At 67.4% G+C, this 24,934-nt stretch carries 22 protein-coding genes; 11 read left to right on the forward strand and 11 right to left on the reverse strand.

Annotated features, from left to right (window positions below; all coding sequences use genetic code 11):
- A complete protein-coding gene (locus tag ACXYX3_RS08205) occupies positions 1-669 on the forward strand; it encodes a GntR family transcriptional regulator (RefSeq protein WP_241203960.1) in 669 nt (222 codons plus the stop codon).
- A gap of 10 nt (positions 670-679) precedes the next feature.
- Here ACXYX3_RS08205 and ACXYX3_RS08210 read toward each other — a convergent pair whose 3' ends face one another.
- Positions 680-1,054 (reverse strand): NYN domain-containing protein, encoded by a 375-nt coding sequence (locus ACXYX3_RS08210; protein WP_458611297.1) that lies wholly within the window; start codon positions 1,052-1,054, stop codon positions 680-682.
- Positions 1,055-1,427: 373 nt separating this feature from the next.
- On the opposite strand from ACXYX3_RS08210, the gene ACXYX3_RS08215 reads away from it, so the two are divergent.
- From ACXYX3_RS08215 to ACXYX3_RS08225, 3 genes are all read left to right on the forward strand, one after another.
- Positions 1,428-2,453, forward strand: a complete 1,026-nt coding sequence (locus ACXYX3_RS08215) for a 3-oxoacyl-ACP synthase III family protein (RefSeq protein ID WP_241203962.1) — start codon at positions 1,428-1,430, stop codon at positions 2,451-2,453.
- Positions 2,454-3,569: a sulfotransferase family protein gene (locus ACXYX3_RS08220; RefSeq protein ID WP_241203963.1), complete on the forward strand. Its 1,116-nt coding sequence runs from the start codon at positions 2,454-2,456 to the stop codon at positions 3,567-3,569.
- Positions 3,570-3,711: 142 nt separating this feature from the next.
- Positions 3,712-6,069 carry a hypothetical protein gene (locus ACXYX3_RS08225; RefSeq protein WP_458611299.1) on the forward strand — a complete coding sequence of 786 codons (2,358 nt, stop codon included), beginning with the start codon at positions 3,712-3,714 and terminating at the stop codon, positions 6,067-6,069.
- A 75-nt stretch (positions 6,070-6,144) separates the two neighbouring features.
- On the opposite strand, the gene ACXYX3_RS08230 is transcribed toward ACXYX3_RS08225, so the two are convergent.
- Positions 6,145-7,809, reverse strand: a complete 1,665-nt coding sequence (locus tag ACXYX3_RS08230) for an acyl-CoA synthetase (protein WP_458611301.1) — start codon at positions 7,807-7,809, stop codon at positions 6,145-6,147.
- Positions 7,810-7,874: 65 nt separating this feature from the next.
- Here ACXYX3_RS08230 and ACXYX3_RS08235 point away from each other — a divergent pair, with 65 nt between their 5' ends.
- The gene (locus tag ACXYX3_RS08235) at positions 7,875-8,918 is read left to right on the forward strand and encodes a TIGR03857 family LLM class F420-dependent oxidoreductase (RefSeq protein WP_458611303.1); all 1,044 of its coding nucleotides are present in this window, start codon (positions 7,875-7,877) and stop codon (positions 8,916-8,918) included.
- 19 nt (positions 8,919-8,937) lie between these two features.
- Here ACXYX3_RS08235 and ACXYX3_RS08240 read toward each other — a convergent pair whose 3' ends face one another.
- From ACXYX3_RS08240 to ACXYX3_RS08255, 4 genes are all read right to left on the reverse strand, one after another.
- On the reverse strand, positions 8,938-9,075 hold the full coding sequence (locus ACXYX3_RS08240) for a YbdD/YjiX family protein (protein WP_374238334.1): 138 nt from the start codon (positions 9,073-9,075) through the stop codon (positions 8,938-8,940).
- Entirely contained in the window at positions 9,075-11,381 is a 2,307-nt protein-coding gene (locus ACXYX3_RS08245) for a carbon starvation CstA family protein (RefSeq protein ID WP_458611305.1), read from the reverse strand. The genes ACXYX3_RS08240 and ACXYX3_RS08245 overlap by 1 nt, the downstream gene beginning before the upstream one ends.
- A 128-nt stretch (positions 11,382-11,509) precedes the next feature.
- Positions 11,510-13,042 (reverse strand): ATP-dependent DNA ligase, encoded by a 1,533-nt coding sequence (locus tag ACXYX3_RS08250; protein WP_458612010.1) that lies wholly within the window; start codon positions 13,040-13,042, stop codon positions 11,510-11,512.
- A gap of 52 nt (positions 13,043-13,094) precedes the next feature.
- Positions 13,095-14,618, reverse strand: a complete 1,524-nt coding sequence (locus tag ACXYX3_RS08255) for a molybdopterin-dependent oxidoreductase (protein WP_241203969.1) — start codon at positions 14,616-14,618, stop codon at positions 13,095-13,097.
- Positions 14,619-14,813: 195 nt separating this feature from the next.
- On the opposite strand from ACXYX3_RS08255, the gene ACXYX3_RS08260 reads away from it, so the two are divergent.
- The gene (locus ACXYX3_RS08260) at positions 14,814-15,866 is read left to right on the forward strand and encodes a phosphotransferase family protein (protein ID WP_458612011.1); all 1,053 of its coding nucleotides are present in this window, start codon (positions 14,814-14,816) and stop codon (positions 15,864-15,866) included.
- Positions 15,867-15,875: 9 nt separating this feature from the next.
- Here ACXYX3_RS08260 and ACXYX3_RS08265 read toward each other — a convergent pair whose 3' ends face one another.
- A complete protein-coding gene (locus ACXYX3_RS08265) occupies positions 15,876-16,634 on the reverse strand; it encodes a sulfite exporter TauE/SafE family protein (protein WP_458611307.1) in 759 nt (252 codons plus the stop codon).
- Between the two features lie 450 nt (positions 16,635-17,084).
- Here ACXYX3_RS08265 and ACXYX3_RS08270 point away from each other — a divergent pair, with 450 nt between their 5' ends.
- On the forward strand, positions 17,085-17,576 hold the full coding sequence (locus ACXYX3_RS08270) for a 2-isopropylmalate synthase (RefSeq protein WP_458611309.1): 492 nt from the start codon (positions 17,085-17,087) through the stop codon (positions 17,574-17,576).
- A 10-nt stretch (positions 17,577-17,586) separates the two neighbouring features.
- On the opposite strand, the gene ACXYX3_RS08275 is transcribed toward ACXYX3_RS08270, so the two are convergent.
- The gene (locus ACXYX3_RS08275; protein ID WP_458611311.1) at positions 17,587-19,068 is read right to left on the reverse strand and encodes a cytochrome P450; all 1,482 of its coding nucleotides are present in this window, start codon (positions 19,066-19,068) and stop codon (positions 17,587-17,589) included.
- 127 nt (positions 19,069-19,195) lie between these two features.
- On the opposite strand from ACXYX3_RS08275, the gene ACXYX3_RS08280 reads away from it, so the two are divergent.
- Together ACXYX3_RS08280 and ACXYX3_RS08285 are read left to right on the forward strand one after the other, a co-directional pair.
- On the forward strand, positions 19,196-19,831 hold the full coding sequence (locus ACXYX3_RS08280) for a TetR/AcrR family transcriptional regulator (protein ID WP_458611313.1): 636 nt from the start codon (positions 19,196-19,198) through the stop codon (positions 19,829-19,831).
- 28 nt (positions 19,832-19,859) lie between these two features.
- Positions 19,860-20,723 carry an SDR family oxidoreductase gene (locus tag ACXYX3_RS08285; RefSeq protein WP_458611316.1) on the forward strand — a complete coding sequence of 288 codons (864 nt, stop codon included), beginning with the start codon at positions 19,860-19,862 and terminating at the stop codon, positions 20,721-20,723.
- A gap of 2 nt (positions 20,724-20,725) precedes the next feature.
- Here the strand turns inward: ACXYX3_RS08285 and ACXYX3_RS08290 are convergent, their stop codons facing one another.
- The 3 genes from ACXYX3_RS08290 to ACXYX3_RS08300 are packed head-to-tail and all read right to left on the reverse strand — an operon-like array spanning position 20,726 to position 23,591.
- Complete coding sequence (locus ACXYX3_RS08290) at positions 20,726-21,889, reverse strand: AAA family ATPase (RefSeq protein WP_458611318.1); 1,164 nt, start codon at positions 21,887-21,889, stop codon at positions 20,726-20,728.
- An 11-nt stretch (positions 21,890-21,900) separates the two neighbouring features.
- Positions 21,901-22,986 (reverse strand): DNA polymerase IV, encoded by a 1,086-nt coding sequence (locus tag ACXYX3_RS08295; protein ID WP_458611320.1) that lies wholly within the window; start codon positions 22,984-22,986, stop codon positions 21,901-21,903.
- On the reverse strand, positions 22,983-23,591 hold the full coding sequence (locus ACXYX3_RS08300; RefSeq protein WP_241203978.1) for a TetR/AcrR family transcriptional regulator: 609 nt from the start codon (positions 23,589-23,591) through the stop codon (positions 22,983-22,985). The genes ACXYX3_RS08295 and ACXYX3_RS08300 overlap by 4 nt, the downstream gene beginning before the upstream one ends.
- A 98-nt stretch (positions 23,592-23,689) precedes the next feature.
- Here ACXYX3_RS08300 and ACXYX3_RS08305 point away from each other — a divergent pair, with 98 nt between their 5' ends.
- Both ACXYX3_RS08305 and nrdH read left to right on the forward strand, forming a co-directional pair.
- Positions 23,690-24,244 (forward strand): NAD(P)H-dependent oxidoreductase, encoded by a 555-nt coding sequence (locus tag ACXYX3_RS08305; protein WP_458611322.1) that lies wholly within the window; start codon positions 23,690-23,692, stop codon positions 24,242-24,244.
- Between the two features lie 440 nt (positions 24,245-24,684).
- Positions 24,685-24,927, forward strand: a complete 243-nt coding sequence (gene nrdH / locus ACXYX3_RS08310) for a glutaredoxin-like protein NrdH (RefSeq protein ID WP_241203980.1) — start codon at positions 24,685-24,687, stop codon at positions 24,925-24,927.
- Positions 24,928-24,934 lie beyond the last annotated feature (7 nt).

Consider the following 24,934-nt stretch of genomic DNA (forward strand, 5'->3'; position numbering starts at 1 on the left):
GTGAGCGCACCCGACTTCGCGAGCAGGCCGCAACTCGCCGACGATGTGGCGGCGGTGGTGCGACGCAGGATCTTCGACGGGACGTACGCCGCAGGAAGCTACGTGCGTCTCGATCAACTCGCCGCCGAACTCGGCATCAGTGTGACCCCCGTGCGTGAGGCGCTGTTCGAGCTGAAGGCCGAAGGTCTGCTCGATCAACAACCGCGGCGCGGCTTCGTCATCCGACGGGTCACCCGGCGAGACATCACCGATGTCGCGGAGGTGCAGGCCTTCATCGGAGGAGAACTGGCCGCCCGCGCAGCCGGCGCGATCACCGATGCCGCGTTGGCCGACCTGGCCGCGGTGCAGGCCGATCTGGAGGCGGCGTACGCCGCCGGCGATGGTGAACGCGCGGTCCGGTGCAATCACGAGTTCCACCGCGCGATCAACGTCGCCGCGCATTCGCCGAAACTGGCGCAGCTGATGTCGCAGATCACCCGGTATGCACCCGAAGCGGTGTTTCCCGCGGTCGGCGGCTGGCCGGAGGAGTCGAATCGGCATCACCGGCGCGTGCTGGCCGCCCTCGCCGCCCACGACCAGGAGCAGGCCCGCGCCGCGATGGCCGAGCACCTCACCGCAGCGGCGGCCCCGCTGATCGATCACCTGGCGGGTCGCGGTGTGATCGAGTGATCGCCGAGAATCACCATTGCTGCAGGAGCGTGCGCAGGTGTCGGGGAGGTGCCACGGTGGCCCCGGCGCAGCGGACCCGATCGGCCAAGCCACGGTCGGACGTGACGACCACGAGATCGTCGGGGCGGTCGTCGTCGCGGATCACCCTGAGGATCTCGTCGTCCGCGGAATCGGGTGCTGCCGCGGGCGCATGAGCGACGGTGACCACCGCGGAGCCGATCGGCGGACGCGGCGGCTGTTCGAACACCACGGTCCCCTCGACGTCGTCGGCTTCCGCCCATCGTTCGAGCGCGTGCACCAGCCTCACCATCGCTGCGTGCCGGTCCCGCCACCAACCGTCCGGGCTGGCGCCGATCACGTTCATCCCGTCGATGATCCAGCGCACGCGCTCAGGCTATCGGCGCGCTGACCGATGTTGCTGGCCGGTAGCGGAAACATGATCGGCAGGAAAACACTGATGACGATTCGCGCCCCACACAGGAAATCATCAGCTAATCTCTGCCCAGGAAAAAATATGACGGAACTGTCAATATAAAGGGCCGCGTCGGGGGATAGCTAGGAGCGGCCTGGTGGAAGGTCGTGCCGAATCCACAGACTTGCCCAAAGCGCTGACAGGTGTCGAACGGCGGGGTAGCTTCCAATGCGCAGTAGCGAAACGCTATGTTTCGTGTGCTGCGATTGCGGAGCCGCCCCGTGGCTCATAGGTTATGACCTGCTCACGCAACGATCGCGCCACCACTGAACAGGGGGATCGGCTCATGACGCTTCCAACTCTTTACTTCTCGCGGCCCGCCACCGTGCTGCCGGAAACCGCGATGGACAACGACGAGGTCCTCGCTCTCGTTCGCAACGAATTCTCAGGTCCGGCCGCGGAGTGGGACTCGGTGGAGCAAACCATCCGCTACGTGTTCGACCGGTGCAACACCAAGACGCGCTACCTGGATCAGAGCACGACGCTGATGCCGGCCGAGTTTGCAACGCAGGCCGCACAGGCGTGCCTGCAGCGCACCGGAGTGTCGGCGACCGATCTCGATCTCGTGGTGTACGGCGGCATCGCCCGCGGCAATTTCGAGCCGGCGACGGCTGCCGAGGTCGCGGGGATGCTGGGCGCCCGCCCCTTGCACGCCGTCGACGTGACCTGCGCGTGTGCCGGCCTGATCGAGGCGATGCACACCGTCGCCGGGTATTTCGCACTGCATCCGGAGATGAACACTGCGCTCATCTGCGCGGGTGAGCTGACTCGTGACCGCATCGCCTACGACATGGGGTCGTTGCAGGACGTGGCCGTGTTCGCGGCCGGGCTGACGCTCGGAAACGCCGCTGCCGCGCTGGTCGTGTCGCGGGAACCGCTGCAGGGCGGAAGTGCTCGGCTGGAAGGCATCTTCCACAAGACCCTGTGTGAGCACTACGACCTGTGCAAGACCCCGATCGACGGCCACTTCACCTCGAAGTCCAAGGAACTGTTCGCGTTGTCGGTCCACGTGCCGCCCGCGCTCCGCGAGATGCTCGGCGAGCTCGGCTGGTCCTCGGAGGAGATCGACCACTACGCGTTGCATCAGCCCAGTGAGGCGGTGCTCGAGAGGGTGTTCACCGAACTCGGGGCACGCCCCCAGGCGTGTGTGCACACCCACTCACTGTTCGGCAACACCGCGAGTACCGCGTGGGCGTTGGCGCTCGAGTACCGCCTCGAGCACGGCACGGTCGAGCCGGGCGACAAGATCGTGATGGCCAGTGCCGCCGCCGGTTTCACCATCGTGGGTGCCGCAGCCGTGTGGGAGGGCTGAATGGAGCGGTACCTGCGCGTCTACCGGGTCATCAACAAGACGTTCGGGTTGTGGCTGCGGCCGCTCGGTACTTTCGCGGTCCTGCAACTGCGGGGAGGCATCTCGGCGGTGACCATGCGCCTGGATCGCGTGGTGTTCCCGCGCTACAAGGACGAACCGCTCGATCGCCCGATCTTCATCATCGGCAACCCGCGCAGTGGCACCACGTTCTTGCACCGCTTCCTGCTGAGCAATGGCGGATTGTCCGCGTTCGAGCTCTGGGAGATGCTGTTTCCCGCGATCACCGCGCGAAAGTTGCTCGGTCGGATCGTGCCGAAGCTGGACCGGCTCTCTCCGGCGCGGTATCACCCGTCGGATGTGCACGACACGAGTCTGCGCGGCATCGAAACCGACGATCCGGCATGGTTCTTCCACACCCTCGACGGCCCCTTCGCCTGGGCGTATTTCCTGGCCTGGCAGGACACCTGGGGCAGTGACCTGTCCCGGCGCTGCTTCGGGATCGACGGCGCGGCACCCCAGGAACGGGAACGCTTCTTCCGTTACTACGAGGAGCTCTGGCGAAGGAATCTCTACTACAAGAACGATCGTCGCATCCTCGCCAAGACGAGCATGCTGACCTTCCGCCTCGACGAGGTCCTCGAGCGCTATCCGGATGCCAAGCTCATCTACATCGTGCGCGACCCGGTCGAGGTCATCCCGTCGGGGATGTCGTTGATCGCGAGTGTGCTGGAGAACGGCTACGACGCGTTTAACCGCACCTCGGCCGAGGACCAGCAGCGCTGGGTGGAGAACCTCTACCAGGCGTCCTGCGCGATGTTGAAGGTGTTCCACGACGCCTATGTGTCCGGCCGGATCCCGGAGAAGAACCTCTGCGTGGTGCGCTATCCCGACCTGATCCACAACCTGGAGCCGACGATCGAGCGCATCTGCGAGTTCGCCGAGATCGAGCCCACCGCGTCGTTCCTGGCCGAGGTGCGCGCCCAGGCGGAGAAGCAACGCTCGTACAAGAGCAAGCACCAGCACGCGCCGGACCGTTTCGGGTTGAGCGCCGAGCGGATCCAGAACGACCTGTCCTACGTGTACGACACCTTCGACCTGCCGAGAAAGGTCAGCTGACCGACGGTGGGCGAGGCGGTTGTCGTTCGTCGTTCAGCAAAAAAATGAAAGTTTTCTGGCTCACGCTGGAAAGGGCTGTGGAAGCGGTCCGCAATTTGTATAGTTTCGGTCACAAGTCGCTGTGTAGCCCCTGGGGAGAGCAATGAACGCTGGTTGTTACGTCGGTCGTATCGGAGGCCTGGCGGTCGCCCTGGGTGTGGGTGCCGCGGTCTTCGCGGGCCAAGGGGTCGCCTATGCGGACTCCGCGGACTCGGGATCGACATCAGACACCGGCGGAAGCCAGACCACCGGCGGCGCCTCGGGCAACGAGGCAACCAAGGTCACGGCCAAGAGCGACAAGGACGCCAAGAGCGACAAGAGTGACAAGGTCGCCAAGAACACCGGAAGCGGCAAGGGGGCCGACGACGACACCGACGCGGACAAGGGGTCCGGCAAGAAGGACCTGAAGGACGTCTGGTCGAACCTGTTCGGCGGTCACAAGCCGAAGCCGGGTACCGAGACCGAGCAACCGTCCGACACCCCGCAGGTGCCCTCCAACGACGAGACCGCGACCCCCGGGGACGACGACTCGGCGACGACACCGACGAAGAAGCCGCGCTGGTCGTGGAAGCCCGCCGATGCCGGCGCCTCGACCGGTGGCGACAGCGATACGCCCACTGACACCGACGAGGTGTCGCCGTCGAAGACCACCAAGGACACCAAGGGCCTGAAGGGGCTGCTGTCATCGATCACCGTCGACGCCCCGGAGGCGGCGACGACACCCAAGACGCTGGTCACGGTCTCGACCGCAGACACCGTGGCGAAGACGACCACCGAGGTCGCCGCGGACACCGAAGAGGCGTCGACCACGACCGTGTCCCAGGGCCCGCTCGCAACGCTGTTCAAGCGCTTCCTCGACGTGTTCACCGGTAACTCGCCGGCCGCCCCCGGCGCGAACTCCCCGTTCGCGTGGCTGGTCGCGGCGGCCTCACGCCGCGAACTCGACTCGCAGGCCCAGCAGAGCGATCCGACCATGGTGTGGAACGGCCTCGAGGTTCGTCCGGTGGGCGAGCCCACGATCACCTCGTTCTACGGCAAGTACACGATGGTGCCGGCGTTCCCGGGCGTCCTGCAGGGCAAGCAGGACTTCGATCTCGTCGATCCCACGACGGGCGACACGGTGGCCACCATCAGCGGTCTGGTCGCCATGAACAACGACATCGGTTCGGGCAACCGGTCGCTGCAGATCGTCGTCCTCGACGTCAAGAACGTCGCCGAGGGCTACGAGCAAGGCGTCGACAACAAGGACATCCCGCCGGACGGTTCGATCTTCGCGGTCGTCACCAACGGCCGTGGGGGCACGCAGTACTCGGCGCTCGCCCAAGACGGCAAGGACGTGGTGACGTACAAGTACATCACCCGCTTCGGGTCGTTCCGGATGAACCCCGACCCGTTCCGGATCAATTACAGCGGAGCCGATTTCCTCACCGACTACGAGGGAATCAACCGGCCGATCCACACTCAGGACGGCTACTACATCAAGCCGGTCACCGACGACACGTTGAACTTCACCGGATTCGTGGGATACGAACCACTGTTCAACGCAATCCAGGGCACGCAGAAGTTCGGCGTCTACAAAGAAGGCACGGACGAGCTGATGGGCACGTTCGACGGCGTAGCGACCGTGACGTCGGACTTCTGGGGCACCACCAGTGAGGCGATCATCGTCACGTCCACCGACGGAGCTTCCGGCGTCAACGCCGGCGACATCCCGCCGGTCGGAACCGTGTACAACATCATCTACTGGAAGGACGAGTTCTCCTACGCGCTGTACTACTCCAAACCGCAGGAGGGCAAGGACATCACCAAGACACTGCTCATCTCGCAGACCCGCAAGGGCCAGGTCGTCGACGAGCTGCCGCTGAACTTCAACGCCTCCGACGAGCCGGACCGGGATGAATACACGGTCGGTGACTACACCTTCAAACCGACGTCGGACATCATCTACACCGGGGTGAACGGCCTGCCGCCGCGCGAGGTCATCGTCCAGGGCTACCAGCAGTTCGACGTCTACTCCAAGGGCGTCAAGATCGGAACCGTCGATGCCGATGTCAGCACCCAGTGGGACATCTCCCGCGGCTACTCCAAGGCGATCTTGGTGACCGACGTGAACAGCTCGGTCAACGGGGTCGGCACCGGTAAGGGCGAGGTGCCGCCGGTCGGTTCCATCTTCAACATGAAGTACATGGGCAACTCCCCGTTCGGTGAGGGGTACTACTCGATGCCCGACCCGGACGGCGACAAGACGCGCTACGAACTGCGCACCTTGTTCGGGACGATCCCGCTGCCCAACATCTACAACGCGTCGAAGGGGTTGGCGGACTACGACTTCTACACGCCCTACGGCAAGGGCAGCGCGCAGAGCAACCTGTTGAGCTTTACGGGTGCGCAGTCCGGCGGCCTGCTCGGCGCCAATCAGGATCTGTGCCTGCTCGACGGCTCGGCCTGCGACGTCGCCTGATCTCGTCACACCAGCGGTGCGTCGCCTGACTTCAGGCGGCGCACCGCTGCTGTGTGTGGAAAAGGTTGCGCCAGTTCAGCTTTCGCTGCTCGCCTGCTCGCGGGCCCAGCGATAGTCGGCCTTGCCGGCCGGGCTGCGCTCGATGACCGGCCGGAACACCACGGCCTTGGGCAATTTGTAGCGGGCGAGCACCGTACCGGCGTGGTCGATGAGTTCCTGGGCGGTCGCCTCGACACCGTGGGCCAGCGCGACGACGGCGACCACTTCCTGCCCCCATCGGTCACTCGGCCTGCTCGCCACGACCACGTCGGCGACGGCGGGATGCGACGCGACCGCGGACTCCACTTCCTCGGCGAAGATCTTCTCCCCACCGGAATTGATGGTCACCGAGTCCCGGCCGAGCAGTTCGATCACGCCATCGGCGAGGTGGCGGGCCCGATCGCCCGGCACGGAGTAGCGCACACCGGCGATGACCGGAAACGTGGCCGCCGTCTTCGTCGCATCGCCCTTGTAGCCGAGAGGGACGTAGCCGCGCTGCGCCAGCCAGCCGATGCCGTCGTGGCCCGGTTCGAGGATCGAGCCGAGATCCTCTGCGGCGACGAGAGTGTCGGGTCCGGCGGTGAAGGTGCCCGTCGACACCGCGCCGGGTGCCGACATGTGGGTCATCTGCGCGCCGGTCTCCGAGGACCCCACGCTGTCGACCACCATCAGGCCCGGTTTGGTGTCGATCAAACGCTGCTTGGCGGTCGGCGTCAGCCGGGCGCCACCGCTGGCCACCACGGCGAGGGAGGACAGATCGGCGTCGGCGCGTTTGAATGCCTCCGCCAGGGGCCGCGCCATCGCGTCGCCGACCACGGTCACCGTCAGCACCTTCTCGCGCTCGATGGTGCGCACGACGTCGTCGACGTCGAGGTGATCGGTGACCGCCGAGAAGACCACGGTCTGGCCCATGGTCAGCGACGTCATCACGGCCCACTGTGCGGCGCCGTGCATCAGCGGCGGCAGCACCAGCAGTTTCGTCCCCGGCGATTCGGCGCATCGCGCGGCCAGGTCGTCGTAACTGGTCGCGGTCTCGCCGGTGTAGAGGCTGCGCCCGCCGAACGACGCCATGAAGATGTCGTGGGAGCGCCACAGCACACCCTTGGGCATTCCGGTGGTGCCGCCGGTGTAGAGCACGTAGAGGTCGTCGGGGGACGGTTCGACCGGTGGGGGATCGGCCGGGCCGTCGGCCACGATCGACTCGTAATCCACTGCGCCGGGCAGCAATTGGTTGCCGGAGTCGTCGGCGATCTGAATGAGCACCTTCACCGAGGGCAGGTCGGGGAGCACCTCGGCCAGGCGCGGGGCGAAGGCGGCGTGGTAGAGCATCGCGGTGGCGCCCGCGTCCGAGAGCAGGTACTGCAGTTCGCTCGTGACGTAGCGGTAGTTCACGTTGAACGGGGCCACGCGGGCCCGCCACGCACCGAGCATGCCTTCGACGTATTCGGAGCCGTTGTGGGCGTAGATGCCGAGCAGGTCCTGTCCCACCTCGTGGCCGGCCAGGCCCGAGCGCTCGGTGTGGCACCCCAATCCCTGCCCGTGGAGATAGCGTGCCAGCCGGTTCGACCGTTCGGCGATCTGCGTGTAGGTGAACCGCCGGTCGCCCTGAACGATGAATTCGCGATCGCCGATGGCTGCGGCGATGGCGTCGACGGCGCCGGGAACGCTGAAGTGGATCGGCTCTGACGTCGGCTCTGACATGATGTGGACTCTAGACGGCACCGGCGATCGAGTGAACACATGCCGAAAAGTTGTATGGTCGTGCCATGGACCGGGTGCTCGACGAGCTGGGGTGCTACCTGTTGGCCGGCGCAGGAGGCGACGGACCGGCGAGCCTCCTCGAGGAAGCGCGGCAGGGCGAGGCGCTCGGCGTCGGCACCGCGTTCCTCTCCGAACGGTGGAACACCAAAGAGGCCGCCTCGCTGACCGGTGCAGCGCTGGCGGTGACCGAGCGCATGCAAATCGCAACGGCGGCGACCAACCACAACACTCGGCACCCGTTGATCACCGGATCGTGGGCGACGACGATGCACCGGCTCTCCGGCGGCAGGTTCACCCTCGGCATCGGGCGCGGGATCGCGGCCATCTACCAGGGTTTCGGAGTTCCCGCGGTGACCACCGCGCAGATGGAGGACTTCGCGCAGGTGATGCGCAGGCTGTGGCGCGGAGAGGCCATCATCGGCCATCACGGGCCGATCGGGCAGTACCCGGTGCTCTACCTCGACGGCGATTTCGACGAAGACATCCGGTTGGCGCTCGTCGCTTTCGGTCCGCAGACGCTGGCGTTGGGCGGACGCCGATTCGACGACGTCATCCTTCACACCTATTTCACGCCTCGGACGCTGCAGCGAGCGGTCCGCATCGTCAAGGACGCAGCCGAGCAGGCCGGCCGGGATCCCGGGCAGGTGTGCGTCTGGTCGTGCCTCGCCACCGTCGGCGATCACCTGCCCGAGGAGCTGCGGCTGAAGAAGACCGTGGCACGCCTGGCGACCTATCTCCAGGGATACGGCGACCTGCTGGTCCGCACCAACGAATGGGATCCGGCTGTGCTGCAACGCTTCCGCGCTGACGCCGTGGTGCAGTCGGTGGCCGGCGGCATCGACCACAAGGCCACTGCCGACCAGATCGAACACATCGCGACGCTCATTCCCGACGAGTGGTTGGAGCCCGCCGCGACGGGTTCGGCGCAACAGTGCGCTACCCGGGTCCGCGCGGAGTTCGACTACGGTGCCGACGCGGTGATCATGCACGGCGCAACGCCCGACGAGCTGGCACCGGTGGTCGCGGCCTACCGTGCGGCGCAGGGCTGACGCGCTGTCCGGGCAGATGTCAGCAGCAGCGCGCGCCGGGATCGGCGTCGGCCGCCGCATGCCGGTGTCGCCAGTATTCGCGTTCCGACATCACGGCCTCACCGGCGTGCCGCCGCGCCCGGTGTTCGACGTAGCGCTGGTAGTGGTTGTCACCCATCAGTGACTGCCAGTACCAGCTGATGTGGCGGAGTGCCCGGAGTGTTCTCTCGGCACGGCGTCCCATTGCTTCTGCACCTCCTTCTCGGCGGTCGTGGCGAACATGCCCGAGGGCGCGAAGATCCGCGACGGTACCGGCTCGTCCTCGGTCAGCGGCGCACCATGCCCGCGGATCGCCCGCAGCGCGACCACCACCCCGGCGACGAACACGATGATCACCAGCGCCGCGAAGACGATCGACAGCGTGCCCTGGATGAACGTGTTGCGGATGACGGCGTCGAGTTGGTCGGCGTTCTTGGCGGCGCCGAACGACGTCTCGCCGGCCTCCTTGGCGTTGCGGTATGCGAAGTGCTGCGTCCAGTAACCCACTTTCGGGTCCCCGGAGAAGATCTTCTGCCAGGACGCCGTCATCGTCACGATGAGGTCCCACATCAGCGGAACACCCGGAATCCAGGCCCATTTCACCAATCCACGCTTGATGACGACCACGGTGACGACCGTCAGTGCGATCGCGGCCAACAGCTGGTTGGCGATTCCGAACAGTGGGAACAGCGTGTTGATCCCGCCCAGCGGATCGGTGACCCCCATCAGCAGGATGCTGCCCCAGGCGGCGACGACGACGATGCTGCACCCCCACGCGCCTACGCGCCAGCTCGGGTTGCGGAATTTCTTCAACGGCCCACCCAGGTTGCCCAGTCCGTCGGAGAGCATGAAGCGCGCGACCCGGGTGCCCGCATCGACAGTGGTGAGGATGAACAGCGCTTCGAACATGATCGCGAAGTGGTACCAGAAGGCCTTGAGCCCGGTTCCGCCGAAGACCTTGTGCAGCACCTCGGACATGCCGAACGCCAGGGTGGGTGCGCCGCCGGTGCGGGACACAATCGTCTCCTCGCCGACGCTGCGCGCGGCATCCGAGATCTCCTGGGCACTGATCGGCGCACCGGAGAGCCCGAGCCCGTTGACGTAGTCGGCTGCGCTCTGGGCGGTGGTGCCGGTGGACGCGGTCGGGGCGTTCATCGTGAAGTACAGGTGCTGGTTGATGATCGCCGCGGTGATCAGCGCCATGATCGCGACGAACGATTCGGTCAGCATGCCGCCGTACCCGATCAGCCGCATCTGGCTTTCCTTCTCGAGGAGCTTGGGTGTGGTGCCCGACGAGATCAGCGCATGGAACCCCGACAGGGCGCCGCAGGCGATCGTGATGAACAGGAAGGGGAACAGCGAACCGGCGAACACCGGCCCTGAGCCGCTGGCGGCGAACGACGAGATCGCGGGGGCCTCCATCACCGGGCGGGCGAGCAGGATGCCCACCGCCAGCAACGCGATGGTGCCGACCTTCATGAACGTCGACAGGTAGTCACGGGGGGCCAGCAGCAGCCACACCGGCAGGACCGATGCGGCCAGTCCGTACAGGATGATGCACCACGACAGCGCGACCTTCGACAGCGTGAACCACTCGACCCCCCACGATGTTTCGGCCACCCAACCGCCGGAGACGACAGCGAGGAGCAGCAGGGCGACGCCGATCACCGACACCTCCGAGACCCGACCGGGGCGCAGGAAACGCAGATAGAGGCCCATGAAAATCGCGATCGGAATCGTCATCGCGATCGAGAACACACCCCACGGACTCTCGGCGAGAGCGCCCACCACCACGAGTGCCAGCACGGCCAGCAGGATCACCATGATCACCAGCACGCCCACGATCGCGGCGATGCCGCCGACCACGCCGAGTTCGTCGCGGGCCATCTGGCCGAGAGAACGGCCGCGGCGGCGCACGGAGATCGACAGCACCAGGTAGTCCTGGACACAACCGGCGACGACCGCGCCGATGATGATCCAGATCGCGCCGGGCAGATAGCCCATCTGCGTGGCCAGCACGGGCCCCACGAGCGGGCCCGCTCCGGCGATCGCGGCGAAGTGGTGGCCGTAGAGCACCCGCCGATCCGTGGGCAGGTAGTCGGTACCGTTCTCGAAAACCTCTGCCGGCGCGGCGATGTCATCGCGTGGCCGCACCACCTTCATCTCGATCAGGCGTGCGTAGAACCGGTAGCCGATCACATAGGTGCAGACCGCGGCGATGACGAACCAGACCGCGTTCACCGTTTCGCCGCGGAAGAACGCGATCATCGCCCATGCGACCGCAGCCAGGACGGCCACCACTGCGAAGACGATCTTGTGTGTCGTGGTGATCGGCGAGCGGTCGATGATCGCGACCGGCGGCAGATCCTTGTCGGTGCGGACGTAGGTGATGTCCCCGTCGGATTCTTCGATGCGGTCCCATGGTGCAGCGGTCGGTGTGGCCATCAGCCTGCCCATCCCTCCCTCGTCGGCTCGCCCCCCTCGCAAGAGGCATTACTGAACGTGTCGATCGTCGCACCGGATGAGCCGGACTCGCGGCCGAACCCCGGTTTATCCCCGTCGGAGACGGACGATCATCCGGTGCGCTCGTGGAACGCACGCACGGTCGCGACGGTGTCGGCCTCCTGCGCGGTCTTGTCGTCGCGGTAGCGCACCATCCGGGCGAAGCGCAGGGCCATTCCCGCGGGGTAGCGGGTCGAGGTCTGAATGCCGTCGAACGCGATCTCGACGACCTGCTCCGGGCGCAGCTTGACCACATATCCGTCGGTCGGACCGTCGGCCAGCGACAGGAATCTCTCGGTCTGCCAGGCCAACATCTCGTCGGTCATGCCCTTGAAGGTCTTGCCCAACATCGCCAGCTCGCCCGTTGCCTCGTCCCGGGCGCCGAGATGGATGTTCGACAGCTTGCCGGTGCGCCGCCCCGAACCCCATTCCACGGCCAGCACGACCAGATCGAGGGTGTGCACCGGCTTGATCTTCAGCCAGCCGGCGCCGCGGCGCCCGGCTTCGTAGGCGGCCTCGAGGGACTTCGCCATGACACCTTCATGGCCCGCCGCCAGGGTGGCGTCCAGGAAGCGCTGCGCCTCAACGGGATCGGTTGTCACCAGCCGGTCGACTCGGTGACCAGGCGGCACGACAGCGTCCATGACCGCAATGCGCTCGTGCGCGGGGCGGTCCAGCAGGTCGGTTCCGTCGGCACGCAGCAGATCGAAGAAGAACACCGAGAGTTGCTGCTCGTGCGGGCCTGAGCCGGCCCGGCGCCCGAACCGCGACGCGGTGACCTGGAATCGCTGCGGCCGCCCGTCGGGTTTGAGCGCAATGGCCTCCGCGTCGGCGATCAGGTCGGTCACCGGCAGGGCCAGCACCGCGTCGACGACTTCGGGCAGCCGTGACGTCACGTCGTCGAGGCTGCGGGTGAAGATCGACACCCGTTCGCCGTCACGGTGGATCTGCACGCGGGCACCGTCGAGTTTCGCCTCGAAAATGGCGGTGCCGCCCAGCCGCGCCAGTGCATCGGTGACGTCGGTCGCGGTCTGCGCGAGCATGGGGCCCACCGGAGTGCCGACCCGCAATGTGAACGCCTCGAGCGCGGACCGCCCTTCGGACAGGGCGGCGGCGGCCACCGACGGCAGATCACCGCTGAGCATCGCGGCGCGGCGCACTGTGGCAACGGGTATGTCGGAGGCCGCGGCGACCGCGTCGACCATCACCCCGATCAGAGCGCCCTGACGCAGTTCCCCGCCGAGCAGGCGGCGCAAGAACGCCTGCTCGACGTCGGTGGCGGCGGAGAACAGCCCGTGCAGCAACTCCGCGCGACGCGCCTGCGATCCCTTCCCGACAGTGGTGCCGATCGTGGTGAACGTGGCCTCCACCTCGGCCACCGTCAGCACCGGCGCAGCGGCGGGAGCCGGCAACGCCCGCAGCGCCGCCCACCCGACGCCGATCTGGCGTTGTGTGAGTTCGCCGGACAACCACGACACCACCACGGCCACCGTGTCTGAATTCCCGGCCCGGCTCAGCAGCTCGGCGATCCGCGCGCGTTTGGCCAGCCGCGATGACGAGGCCGCCACGTCGGCGGACGCCTGCGCGACATCCACCAGGAGCACGCCCTCTGTCACGACCACGCAGCCACACTGGCACGAGGGTCCGACAGCGGGGTCACTTCACGTTGAACGTGATCGAATGCCAGCCCGTGGCACCGTCGGGCACCGGGTCGGCGCGATCGGGCGTCTGGGTGTAGCCGCTGTTGTCGGTGGCCCGCACGGTGATGGTGTGGAATCCCGGGGTGGCCTGCCAGTCGAAGGTCCACAGCCGCCAGGTGTCGCCGGAGTACGCGGCACCGAGCGTGGCCTGCTGCCAATCGCCGTCGTCCATCTTGACCTCGACGGCCCGCACGCCGCGGTCCTGCGCCCACGCCACGCCGCCGAACCGATTCGGTCCGGCCGTGACATCCGCGCCGGCGCGCGGAATGTCGATGCGCGACTCGGTCTTGATCGGTCCGCGTGCCGCCCACCCCAACTTGGTCCAGTACGCCTCGGCGCGGTCGAATCGGGTGAGTTCGAGGTCGACGACCCACTTCGTCGCCGACACATAGCCGTAGAGGCCGGGCACCACGAGTCGCGCCGGGTAGCCGTGCTCGATGGGCAGCGGCTGCCCGTTCATGCCGATCGCCAGCAGGGCGTCGTCGGCGGTCAGCGCCTCGACCGGGGTGCCGGCCGTCCAGCCGTCCACCGACGTCGACAACACCATGTCGGCGTCGGGTCGCACACCGGCCTCGGCCAGCAGATCGGCGACGCGGTAGCCGGTCCACACGGCGTTCGAGATCAGTTCACCGCCCACCGGATTCGACACGCACGTCAGGGTGACCACCCGTTCGACGACGTCGAAGCGCTCCAGATCGGCGAAGTCGACGGTGACCTCGCGGTCGACCATGCCGTGGATGCGCAGCTTCCACGCCTCGCGACTGAGCTGCGGCACGGTCAGCGCGGTGTCGATGCGGTAGAACTCGTCGTTGCGGGTGACGAACGACGGCAGAGCGATATCGGGAGGCTGCACGTCGGGAGGGATCGGCGCGGCGGCCTTGTCGACGCGGGGGAGCGCGAAGGAGTTGCGGTCTCCCGACACCGATGACGCCAGACGGGTGATCACCACTCCTGCGACACCGCTGGCCGCGCCCGCGACCAGCAGCCCGAGCGTGATCAGCGAGCGGCGCCTCCCCGTGTCGGGGGTGTCCCCGGAGCCCTCGCCGTCGCGGCCCGTGAAGCGGCGGGACGTCAGGAACCGCAGCACAGCCACGCCGCAAGCGGCACCCACCACCGTGGGCACGATGTCGAGGGCGCCGGCGTTCGGTCGCGACAGCACCGCCGCGCAGCCGAGAACGCCCGCGGCGACGATCATCGCGCTGCCCCAGGGGCGTCGCGGGGTCTCCACGATGCCCGCGATGACGGCGAGCGCCGCGACGACGACGAGCACGGCGACGGTCAGGAAAAGCTTGTCCGCCGTGCCGAAAGTCTGGATGGCCCATTCCTTGAGCGGGCCGGGCGTCCTCTCGATGACCGAGGAGCCGACGGCCGTGCGGACGTCGGCCTGCGGGCCGAACGCTGCGCCGACCAACTGCGCCACCCCGACCGCCACCGCGGCAGCGGCGACCCCGCCGGCCGCCTTCTCGCCCTGCGTGGTCATGGCGCCCAACCTACCGGCGGCCGGCGCCGGCAACCCTTACCGAATGGTGTCATCGACGAGATCCGTCGCGCCCGCACCATGCCTGCCGTCCGTTCCGACGAGCTGCTCGATCCCGTCACCACCGACGTCACGCGGCACGTTCTGGATTGGTCGAAGGTCCGGATCTGCGGGCGCCGCACCTGCCACTATGGCGGCATGCCAGTCGAGGTGATGCTCTCCGCCGCCGACGTCGCCGCGGTGCAAGCCTGGGTCCGCCGGATCGGGCTCGGGTCCACCGTCGACGACGTCGCACCGCTGACCGGTGGCTCGCAGAACATCGTGGTTCGGCTGACGGTCGACGGGCGTCCGATGGTGTTGCGGCGCCCGCCCGAGCATCCCCGGCCGACCAGTGACGACACCATGCGGCGCGAGATCGCGGTGCTCGGCACGCTCGCCGGGTCACCGGTCCCTCATCCCGAATTGATCGCCGGCTGCCACGATCTCGACGTCCTCGGGGTGGTCTTCTACCTGATGGAGTGCGTCGACGGATTCAATCCCGGTACGGACGTCGACGAGGCCTACGTCCGTGATGCGACCATGCGGCACGACGTCGGCCTCTCCTATGCGGGCAGCCTGGCGCAGCTGGGCCGGGTGCCGTGGCACGGCAGCCCGCTGGGGGAGCTGAAACGGCCGGGTTCGTTTGTCGCCAGGCAGGTTCCGCAGTTCATGCGGCTGCTCGAGAGCTACCGCCACGAACGGTACGCACCGGAGTCGTTCCCCTCGGTGGCCGGACTCGCGCAGTGGCTGACGGCCAACCTGCCGCCCGAGACGGAGCCGGGCGTGATGCACGGCGACTGCCATCTGAACAACGTGCTGTTGCGCCGCGACAAGCCCGAACTGGCGGCGTTCATCGACTGGGAGATGTGCACGATCGGCGACCCGCTGCTGGATCTGGGCTGGCTGCTGGTGTGCTGGCCGGACGGTCCGAACCCGATCCAGGCCGGCGCGGCGCTGGCCGACCTCGGCGGCCTGCCGAGTCGCGGCGAGCTGCTGGGCGCCTATCGCGACGCCGGCGGCAGGACAACCGAGAAGCTCGACTGGTATGTCGCGATGGCGTGCTTCAAACTCGGCATCGTGATCGAGGGCACCTGGTCGCGGTACCTGGCCGGCAGGGCCAGCGCCGAAGCCGGCGAACGGTTGCACACCTCGGCGGAGAACCTCATCAGGTTGGGCACTCGAGTCACCCACGGCGACAACGTGTTCCTGTGATGCCGGCGGCTAGTAGGCGTCGAGGCCGAGCTTGATCGCCAAGGCGAGGCCGGCCACCCCGATGACCACCCGCATCGGTGTCTGAGGTGCATGACGGACCACGACGGGACCCAGGCGGGACCCGACAAGGCATCCCAGACCCAGCGCCGCGACCGCCGTCCACTGCACGGGGGCCACGCAGGCGAAGATCACCGCGGCGCTGAGGTTGGCCGCGCCGAGCACGACGTTCTTGGTGGCGTTGGCGTGGGCCAGATTCGCTGCGCCGGAACGCAACAGCATCGCGAGCAGCAGCACTCCGGCCGCTGCACCGAAATATCCGCCGTAGATGCAGATCCCGCCGACGGCAACGGCTTCGGCGAATCTGCGGGACGTGCGGCCAGGGGCGGCAGTCCCCGCGTCCGAGGAAGGTCGCATCGGGGCCAGGATGGCCAGTGACGCGATGCCCAGCAGCAGCGGCACCACTTTCTCGAATCCCTCGGCTGGTGTGGAGAGCAGTAACACCGCCCCGGCCACACCTCCGAGCACCGCACACGGCAGCAGTCGGGTCACGCGCCGGCGTTGACCCGCCAGTTCGGGGCGCGACCCCAGGATCGATCCGATGCCGTTGAACACCAGGGCGACGGTGTTGGTGACGTTGGCGGTCACCGGGGGCAGCCCTGCGAGCAGAAGCGCGGGATAGGTGGCCACCGAAGCCAGTCCAGCGATGCTCCCCGTGAGTCCGCCGAGGATGCCGGCCGCGACGAGAAGCAGCGTCTGCGACCACAACATTGGGCCCATTGTGCATCAGACCCTGTGCTCCATGACGGCACCTCCTCTTCAAGCAAATGGCATTCTGATAATTGCGTAGGTAATTGACTTTGCTGCCATGTCCGAGGATGTTTACTGTATGCGACACCGATGCTGGGCCGTCGTCGAGCTGGGACACGCTAATGCTTTCTGCCGGTCCGAATTTCACCGTCGGTGTGAATAGCCGCCATCCCTGGGATGGCCGGTCTGTAATTTCGCGGTGCGCATTTCGCCGACATTGCGGCAGAACCTGGTACGGCAAACTCCGACGTCATACTGCTTGCCGCTGCGTAGCGCACCGGGCTACTATCGCCGACGTGCCGAAACGACTCGTAGTAGCAACCCGCAGCGGGGTCTGATCCAGACCGACCCCCCGCTGTGGGTCGTTGCTCGTTCGTCGGTCGCTCTCCTCGACCACAAGGCCGGCACATCATGAACTCTCCGATCGCCACGATCGCACCGCGCGACGCGTCCTCGTTCGCCGCCCACGTGGCGGGTCGCGTTCCAGCGCCGCTGCGCACCAGCGCAGACAACCGCAGCTACGACGACTTCGTCGCGGAGTTCGCGCCGACGACGGGTCCGGTCCGGCTGGGCCAGTGGGCCTGCGCCGAGGCCGACCGCCCGTCGACCCGGTGGGGACCACAGGCACAGACCTACCGCGCCACCCTGGCACTGGGCGACCGCATCACAACCGCGCAGGCGAGCGCCTGCGGTCCCGTCGCGGCGCTGACCGCCATGCTCTACGAGCGCGGCATCGCGGTGGAGATGACCGCGTTCCACCAGCGCGCCGCGGGCAGCGACATCGCGACGTTCATCCAGGGCGGCAACGGCACCCGCGTCGAGTGGGCTCTCGGCGTGGCACCGGATCCCGTGCAGTCGGCCCTGCGGGCGGTCGTCGCCTGTGCGAACCGCCTTCTGGCCTGACGGGACGGGCTCAGCGCAGGGGACGCAGCACGATCGGCATCCCGTCGAGGGGCACGGGCATGCCGCCGTAGTCGTAGCGCGGCGTGTACCCGGCCTTGGGGAGCTCGAGACGGTACCGGGTGAGAAGCCGGTGCATGACGGTCTTGATCTCCAACTGCCCGAACACCATACCGATGCACTTGTGCGCACCGCCGCCGAACGGCGCGAACGCGTAGCGGTGCCGCTTGTGCTCGTTGCGGGGCTCCGAGAAGCGCGCCGGGTCGAACTTCTCCGGATCGGTCCACAGCTCGGGCAGCCGGTGATTGATCGACGGCCACGTCACCACAGGGGTGTCGGCGGGCAGGTAGAAGCCGAGCAGCTCGGTGTCGCGGACGGTCTGGCGGAAGTTGAACGGCAGCGGTGTCTGCATCCGCAGTGACTCGTTGACCACCAGGTCGTAGGTCTCGAGCTTCTCCAGCGCCTCGATGTCGAGCGGGCCGTCGCCGATGCGCTGCGACTCCTCGCGCAAGCGATCCTGCCACTCGGGGTTGGCGGCCAGGTGATAGGCCATCGTGGTCATCGTCGAGGTGGACGTGTCGTGGGCCGCCATCATCAGGAAGATCATGTGGCTGACGATCTGATCGTCGGTGAAGCTGGCGCCGTCCTCGTCCTGCGAATGGCACAGCACGCTGAACATGTCGGTGCTCTCCGAGCGGCGCTTCTCACCGATGCGGCTCGTGAAGTAGCGCTCGAGGGTCTCGCGTGCCTTGATGCCGCGCCACCAGGTCAGCGGGGGCACCGGCTTGCGGACGATCGCATTGCCGGCGCGGGTGGTGGTGGTGAAGGCCTGGTTGATCGTCGTGACCAGTTCGCGGTCGGTGCCGGCGGGGTGGCCCATGAAGACCTCCGACGCGATGTCGAGGGTGAGCTCCTTGATGGCGGGATAGAACAGGAAACGCGGGTCGTCGGCGACCCAGTCGTTGCTCAGTACGCGCGTGGCCACCGAGTCGACGTGGGGGACGTAGCCGGAGAGCCGGGTGCGGGTGAACGCCTCCTGCATGATGCGGCGGTGGAACAGGTGCTCGTCGAAGTCCAGCAGCATCAGCCCGCCGTCGAAGAACGGTCCGATGATGGGGTCCCAGGCCCGCTGGGAGAAGTCCTTGTTGCGGTTGGTGAACACGGCCTGGGTGGCATCGGGGCCGAGGGCCATCACCGCGGACAGCGCCGGGGATTGCGAGTAGAAGATCGGACCGTGCTTGCGGTACTGCTCGACGATGAAATCCGGTCCGCCGCGGAACGTCTCGATCATGTGACCGATGATCGGCAGGCCGGAGTCGCCGGTGATGGCCTTCAGCCCGCTACCCGCCGGCGGCTCGGCGAAGACGAAGCGGTCCCATTCCTTGTTCTTGAGGCGTTTCTCGACAGCACCCATTCCCGGCATCGTCACGGGCGTGGGCTTCAGACGTCGTTTGGCCTGGTCGATCCAGTATTCGGTGGCGCTGATCGTCGGCATCCTGGCACTCCTGAATGAGGGTGACTGTGGTCGATGTCACTGCAGACCATCCTGTCGGACCCACTTGACGGCTGTCAAGTTTGGCGGAGTTTGTGTCCTGCGCATCGCGATGCCAAGGTTGTTGGCCATGACCGCCGATCCTGTCAGCAGCGATCCCCGCCGAACTCGCGGTGACCGCCAGCGGGAGGCCATCATCTCCGCGGTGCGTCAGCTGCTGCAGGAACGGTCGTTCGCCGATCTGTCCGTCAGCACGATCAGTGAGCGCGCCGGCGTGGCTCGGTCGGGCTTCTACTTCTACTTCGATTCCAAGTACGCCGTGCTCGCCGTGATCGTGGCCGAGGCGATGGCCGAACTGGACCAGCTCACCCATGACTTCGCTCCGCGCGAGCCGGGGGAGTCGCCGTCGGCCTTCGCCAAGCGAATGGTCGGGTACGCCGCAGCGGTGTTCGCGTCGAACGACCCGATCATGAGTGCGTGCAACCTCGCCCGCAGCACCGACGCGCAGATCCGCGAGATCATGGACGACTTCCAGGACACCGTCGTCAACAAGATCGTCGGGCTGGTCGAACAGGATGCGGGGCGGCGGCCCGTGTCCGACGATATGACCGCGCTGGTGCGGACGTTGGTCGCCGTCACCTCGATGACGCTCGCCCGCGACAGTGCTTTCGTCGGACGCGACACGGATCCGGGCCGCGCTGTCGAGATCGCCGAACGGTTGTGGCGTCACGGACTGTGGGGCGGAGACGACCTGTCGGATCAGTGAGGCCGACTCCGCCGGTAAGGTCCGTGCCATGGGATTCGGCGACGGTTTTGCCGGCAAGCGGTGCCTGCTCACCGGTGCGGCGAGCGGAATCGGACGCGCAACCGCACTGAAACTGGCGGCCCAGGGCGCCGAGCTCTACCTCACCGACCGCAATGCCGACGGATTGGCCGCCACCGTCTCCGATGCCCGGGCGCTGGGTGCGGTCGTCGCGGCGCACCGCGCGCTCGACATCACCGACCTCGACGCGGTCACGGCGTTCGCCACCGACATCCACACCGCGCACGGCGCCATGGACGTCGTGATGAACATCGCGGGTGTATCCGCGTGGGGCACTGTCAGTAAGCTCACCCATCAGCACTGGAAGTCGATGATCGACGTCAACCTGATGGGGCCGATCCACGTCATCGAGACGTTCGTGCCGCCGATGGTGGCGGCCGGGCGCGGTGGTCACCTGGTCAACGTCTCGTCGGCGGCCGGTCTGGTGGCCCTGCCGTGGCACGCGGCGTATTCGGCCAGCAAGTACGGTTTGCGCGGCCTGTCCGAGGTGCTTCGCTTTGACCTGGCGCGCCACCGTATCGGTGTGTCGGTGGTGGTGCCGGGCGCGGTGAAAACCCCTCTGGTGCAGTCGGTTCAGATCGTCGGCGTGGACCGTGAGGATCCGCGGGTGCAGTGGTGGACAGACCGCTTCGGCGGGCATGCGGTGTCACCGGAGAAGGCTGCCGACAAGATCCTGCGCGGCGTGGTGCGCAACAAGTACCTGATCTACACGTCGGTGGACATCCGCGCGCTGTACTTCGCCAAGCGATTCTTCTTCGGTCCGTACGCGTTTGCGATGACACGGGTAAACGTGCTGTTCACCCGGGCGCTGCGGCCGCCGGCCCGGCGCCGCTGAACTCAGCGGCGACCCCAGTCCCACGGCGGAGTGGTCAGCAGGTCCTGGCCGTCGATCGTGGTCTCGCCCCAGTCCTTCACGAGTTCTATTTCGGTGGTCTCGTCCTCGCCGACCGACGCCGCGGCGAGCCGCTCCCGAAGTGCCGCCGAATGGGTCACGACGATCACCTGGGTCGTCGCGGCGGCTGCGCAGATCAAATCGGCAAGCGGGGGGAGCAGGTCGGGGTGCAGTGAGGTCTCGGGTTCGTTCAGCACCATCAGCGACGGCGGCTGCGGACTCAACAGCGCAGCTGTCCAGAGAAGGAAACGCAGTGTGCCATCGGAGATCTCGGCGCTGCGCAGCGGCCGGAGCATGCCGCGCTGGTGCACACGGAGGTCGAACAGTCCGTCGGTGACCGATACCGAGACCGTCGCGCCGTCGAACGCGGCGGCGACGGCATGATCGAGGTCGTCGACGCCGGTCTCCGCGATCGTTTGTATCGCCGCGGCCAGATCCGAGCCGTCGTCGGCGAGGACGGGGGTGCGTGTTCCCACGTGGGGCCGCCGTGCCGGGGCGTTGGCGTCGGCGCGGAAACCGTCGTAGAACCGCCAGTCCCGCAGCCGTTCCCGAACCATGACGAGTTCAGGTGCGGCGCCGGCCCATTCGGCGAGCACGCTACGGTGCGCGGGCAGGTTGCGCGACAGTTCGTCGAAGCCGCGACTGTCGTCAGAGGCGACCTCGACCATCCCTCGCACGCGACGCACCAGTGTCGTGGTCGGGCGGGCGACCGGGCCGGCGAAGACCAACTCGCGTTTGATCTCCGGGTCGCGGGTGAACGCCGAATCGACCGCCTGGGGCAGGCCGAAATCCACCAGGTAGCCGAAATCATCGGCGGCATAACCCAACTCGATGGACACCGAGCGGGTGCGCGGCCCACCCTGGGCGGCGCCGGTGCGTCGCGCGCCGCCGAGATGTTCAGGCCCGGCCCACAGCGCCGATTCGACGCCGCCCTCCCGGGCGAAGGAGCCGATCACCTCGCCGCGACCACAGTCGGCCAGCAGACGCAGCGCCCGGTAGAGCGAGGACTTGCCGGTGCCGTTGGCGCCCGTGACGACGGTCAGCCGACGCAGGGGCAGTACGAGATCTCGAAGTGAGCGGTATCCGCGAACCGCGACGGTCTGCAACATCGGAACCGACGCTAGTTCCCGGCACCGACAGCGGCTCCGCCGGTTGCCATGTCGCTCATCGACAGCTCCAGGCGGACGCCGAGGAGTCGCACCGGGCGCTCGAGGTCGAAGTCGCCCAGCAGGGCGAGCGCGGTGGCGACCACGGTGTCGGAGTCGACGGTCGGTGCCGGCAGCGTGCGGATCTTGGTGCGGGTGTAGAACGTCGCGGTCCGCACCGTCACCGCCACCCGGATCACCACCCGCTGTTGCTCGACGATCTCGGCCAGCGTCCGCTGCGCGAGGTCGGTGATCGCGGCGGCCATGTCGGACCGATCGGTGAGGTCCTCGGAGAAGGTGACGACATGACTGCGGGAGCGCGGTGTCCACGGGGCGGCACTGACCGTCGTGTCGCCACCGCCTTTGGCCAGGAGCAGGATCCACAGGCCGGTGGTCGGGCCGAAGGTCGCGGTCAGAACCTGGGCGTCGGTCGCCGCCAGCTCGGCGACAGTCGTGATGTCCATCGCAGCAAGCTTTTTGGCCGTCTTGGGACCGATGCCCCACAGCGCGTCGACGGGTCGGTCGCCCATCGTCGCCATCCAGTTCTCGTCGGTGAGTGCCGCGATCCCGCCGGGCTTGCCGAAGCCGGTGGCCACCTTGGCTCGCTGCTTGTTGTCGCTGATGCCGACCGAACACGTCAGCCCGGTCTCGGCGGCGATCGTCTCCTGGATGCGTCGGGCCAGCGCGAACGGGTCGGCCTGCCCTGCGTCGACGTAGGCCTCGTCCCAACCCCACACCTCGACAGGGAGGCCGAGATCGCGAAGCGCGGTCATCAGCCGCTCGGAGGCGGCGTCGTAGGCATCGGGATCGGACGGCAGGAACGTGGCCCCGGGGCAGCGTCGCGCCGCCACCCGCAGCGGCATCCCCGCGCGCACGCCGTGCGCGCGCGCCTCGTACGACGCGCAGGTGACCACCTTGCGGGCCTCTGTCGGATCGCCGTTGCCCCCGACGATGACGGGCAGCCCGACCAGGTCGGGGCGGCGCTGCAGTTCGACCGAGGCGAGGAACTGGTCGGCGTCCACGTGCAGAATCCACCCACCGGATCGTCCCCGGACGGTCATGTCCCGCAGATCTTGCGGGCCAGCGTCTCCCATGAGTCGCCCAGCTGGTCCAGCGTGCGGCCACGGTCGGTGGTTTCGTGGCGGACGTAATCGGCGTCGAGGAGTGCCAGCAGCGCGGTGGCCTGGGCGTCGAGGTCACCGGTGGTGCCGGCCTCCTCGAGCAGTACGCGGACGTGGCGATGGTGCAGCATCATCGGCGCGTTGAAGCGCATCTGAGGGTCCCGGCCGACGTCGGAGAGCAGGGCGTGGTGGCTGTTGACGAAGCACAGCCGTTCGCGGCCGTAGGCGATCAACCGGTCCAGCGGGGCGGCGCCGGGGCCCAGCGGCGGCGGACCGAACAGGATGGCCTGCTGCTGGGCCTTCTCGTCCTCGTCGAGCAGCACGATCATCAATCCGGCGCGACTACCGAACCGGCGGAACAGCGTCCCCTTTCCGACGCCGGCGGCTGCGGCGATGTCGTCGGTGGTGACGGCCTCGGCGCCGTGCTGGGCCACCAGGCGACGTGCAGCATCCAGCAGCAACGCGCGGTTCCGCGCCGCGTCACCCCGCTCAGGGGGGCCGGAATCGCTGACCGACAGCGTCGTCAGCCCATCAGAGCCGCTCACCTGGCAACTCTAACTCAGCGGGAATTAATCGGACCGTGGTCCGGTTACACTGCGCAAGTATCGAGGTCGACGATCACCGAGAACTCAAAGGAGATGACATGGCGCCGAGCACGGTTCTGGTCCTGGTGGGCAGCTTGCGGAAGGAGTCGATCAACCGGCAGCTGGCCGATCTGGCGGCCGAGACGGCACCCGAGGGGGTAAGGCTGCAGCGGTTCGATCGTCTCGGTGAGCTGCCGTTCTACAACGAGGACATCGACAGTGCATCGGAGCCTGAGTCGGTGCCGGAGCCGGTCGCGGCGCTGCGGGAGGCGGCGGCCGGTGCGGACGCGGCACTGGTCGTCACCCCCGAGTACAACGGGAGCATCCCGGGCGTGCTCAAGAACGCGATCGACTGGCTGTCGCGGCCGTACGGCAACGGCGCCCTCAAGGACAAGCCGGTCGCTGTCATCGGAGCCGCTCTGGGCCAGTACGGGGGTGTGTGGGCCCACGACGAGACGCGCAAGTCGTTCGGGATCGCCGGGCCGCGCGTCGTGGAGGATCTCGAGTTGTCGCTGCCCGCGGCGTCGCTCGACGGCAAGCATCCGCGGGAGAGTGCAGAGGTCGTGGCCAAACTGCGCGACATCGTCGGCAAGCTGGTCGCCGAGATCGACTGAGTCACACGTCACCGACGCCGCCCGGCTTTGCTCCCTATGTAAAGCCGGGCGGCGTCGTTTGCTGAAGTGTCGTCGGCGTGGCTCCGGAGATGCCGGTGTTGTCGGTGGGTGCTGGTAGACCTGTCGCATGGATGCGCAAGGGCCTTGATGTGATCTGCGACACGCCAGAATCGCCGCGACACACCGCGGTGACCAGGCAAAATTCCAAACGTGTTATTACGATCATCTTGTGTGTGCTCTACTAACGAGGCACAACATCTAGTGCCCTAGGGTGGAGAGCGACGAGAGACGCGATCTGCGCTCGGCGGGGTTCCGGGGGGAAGTTCTCCTCCCGGATCGACGTTGAGACCAGGGAGGGTGAATCGCCCGGCCGGCTGGGGTGCGTAGTGACCAGGAAAACGCCCGTTGTTGATGAAAACTTTCGCTGAGGGAGCCCGTAAATGACTGTCACCGTGTACACCAAGCCGGCTTGTGTGCAGTGCAACGCCACGTACAAGGCACTCGACAAGGCGGGCGTGGCCTACGACGTGGTCGACATCAGCGTGGATTCGGAAGCGCGGGACTATGTGATGGCCCTCGGCTACCTGCAGGCGCCGGTCGTCGTGGCCGGTAACGACCACTGGTCGGGGTTCCGTCCCGACCGCATCAAGGCGCTCGCCGGCGCATCCGCCGTCACCGCCTAGAGACCCC

Source organism: Mycobacterium sp. Panama NTM2, assembly GCF_054355555.1.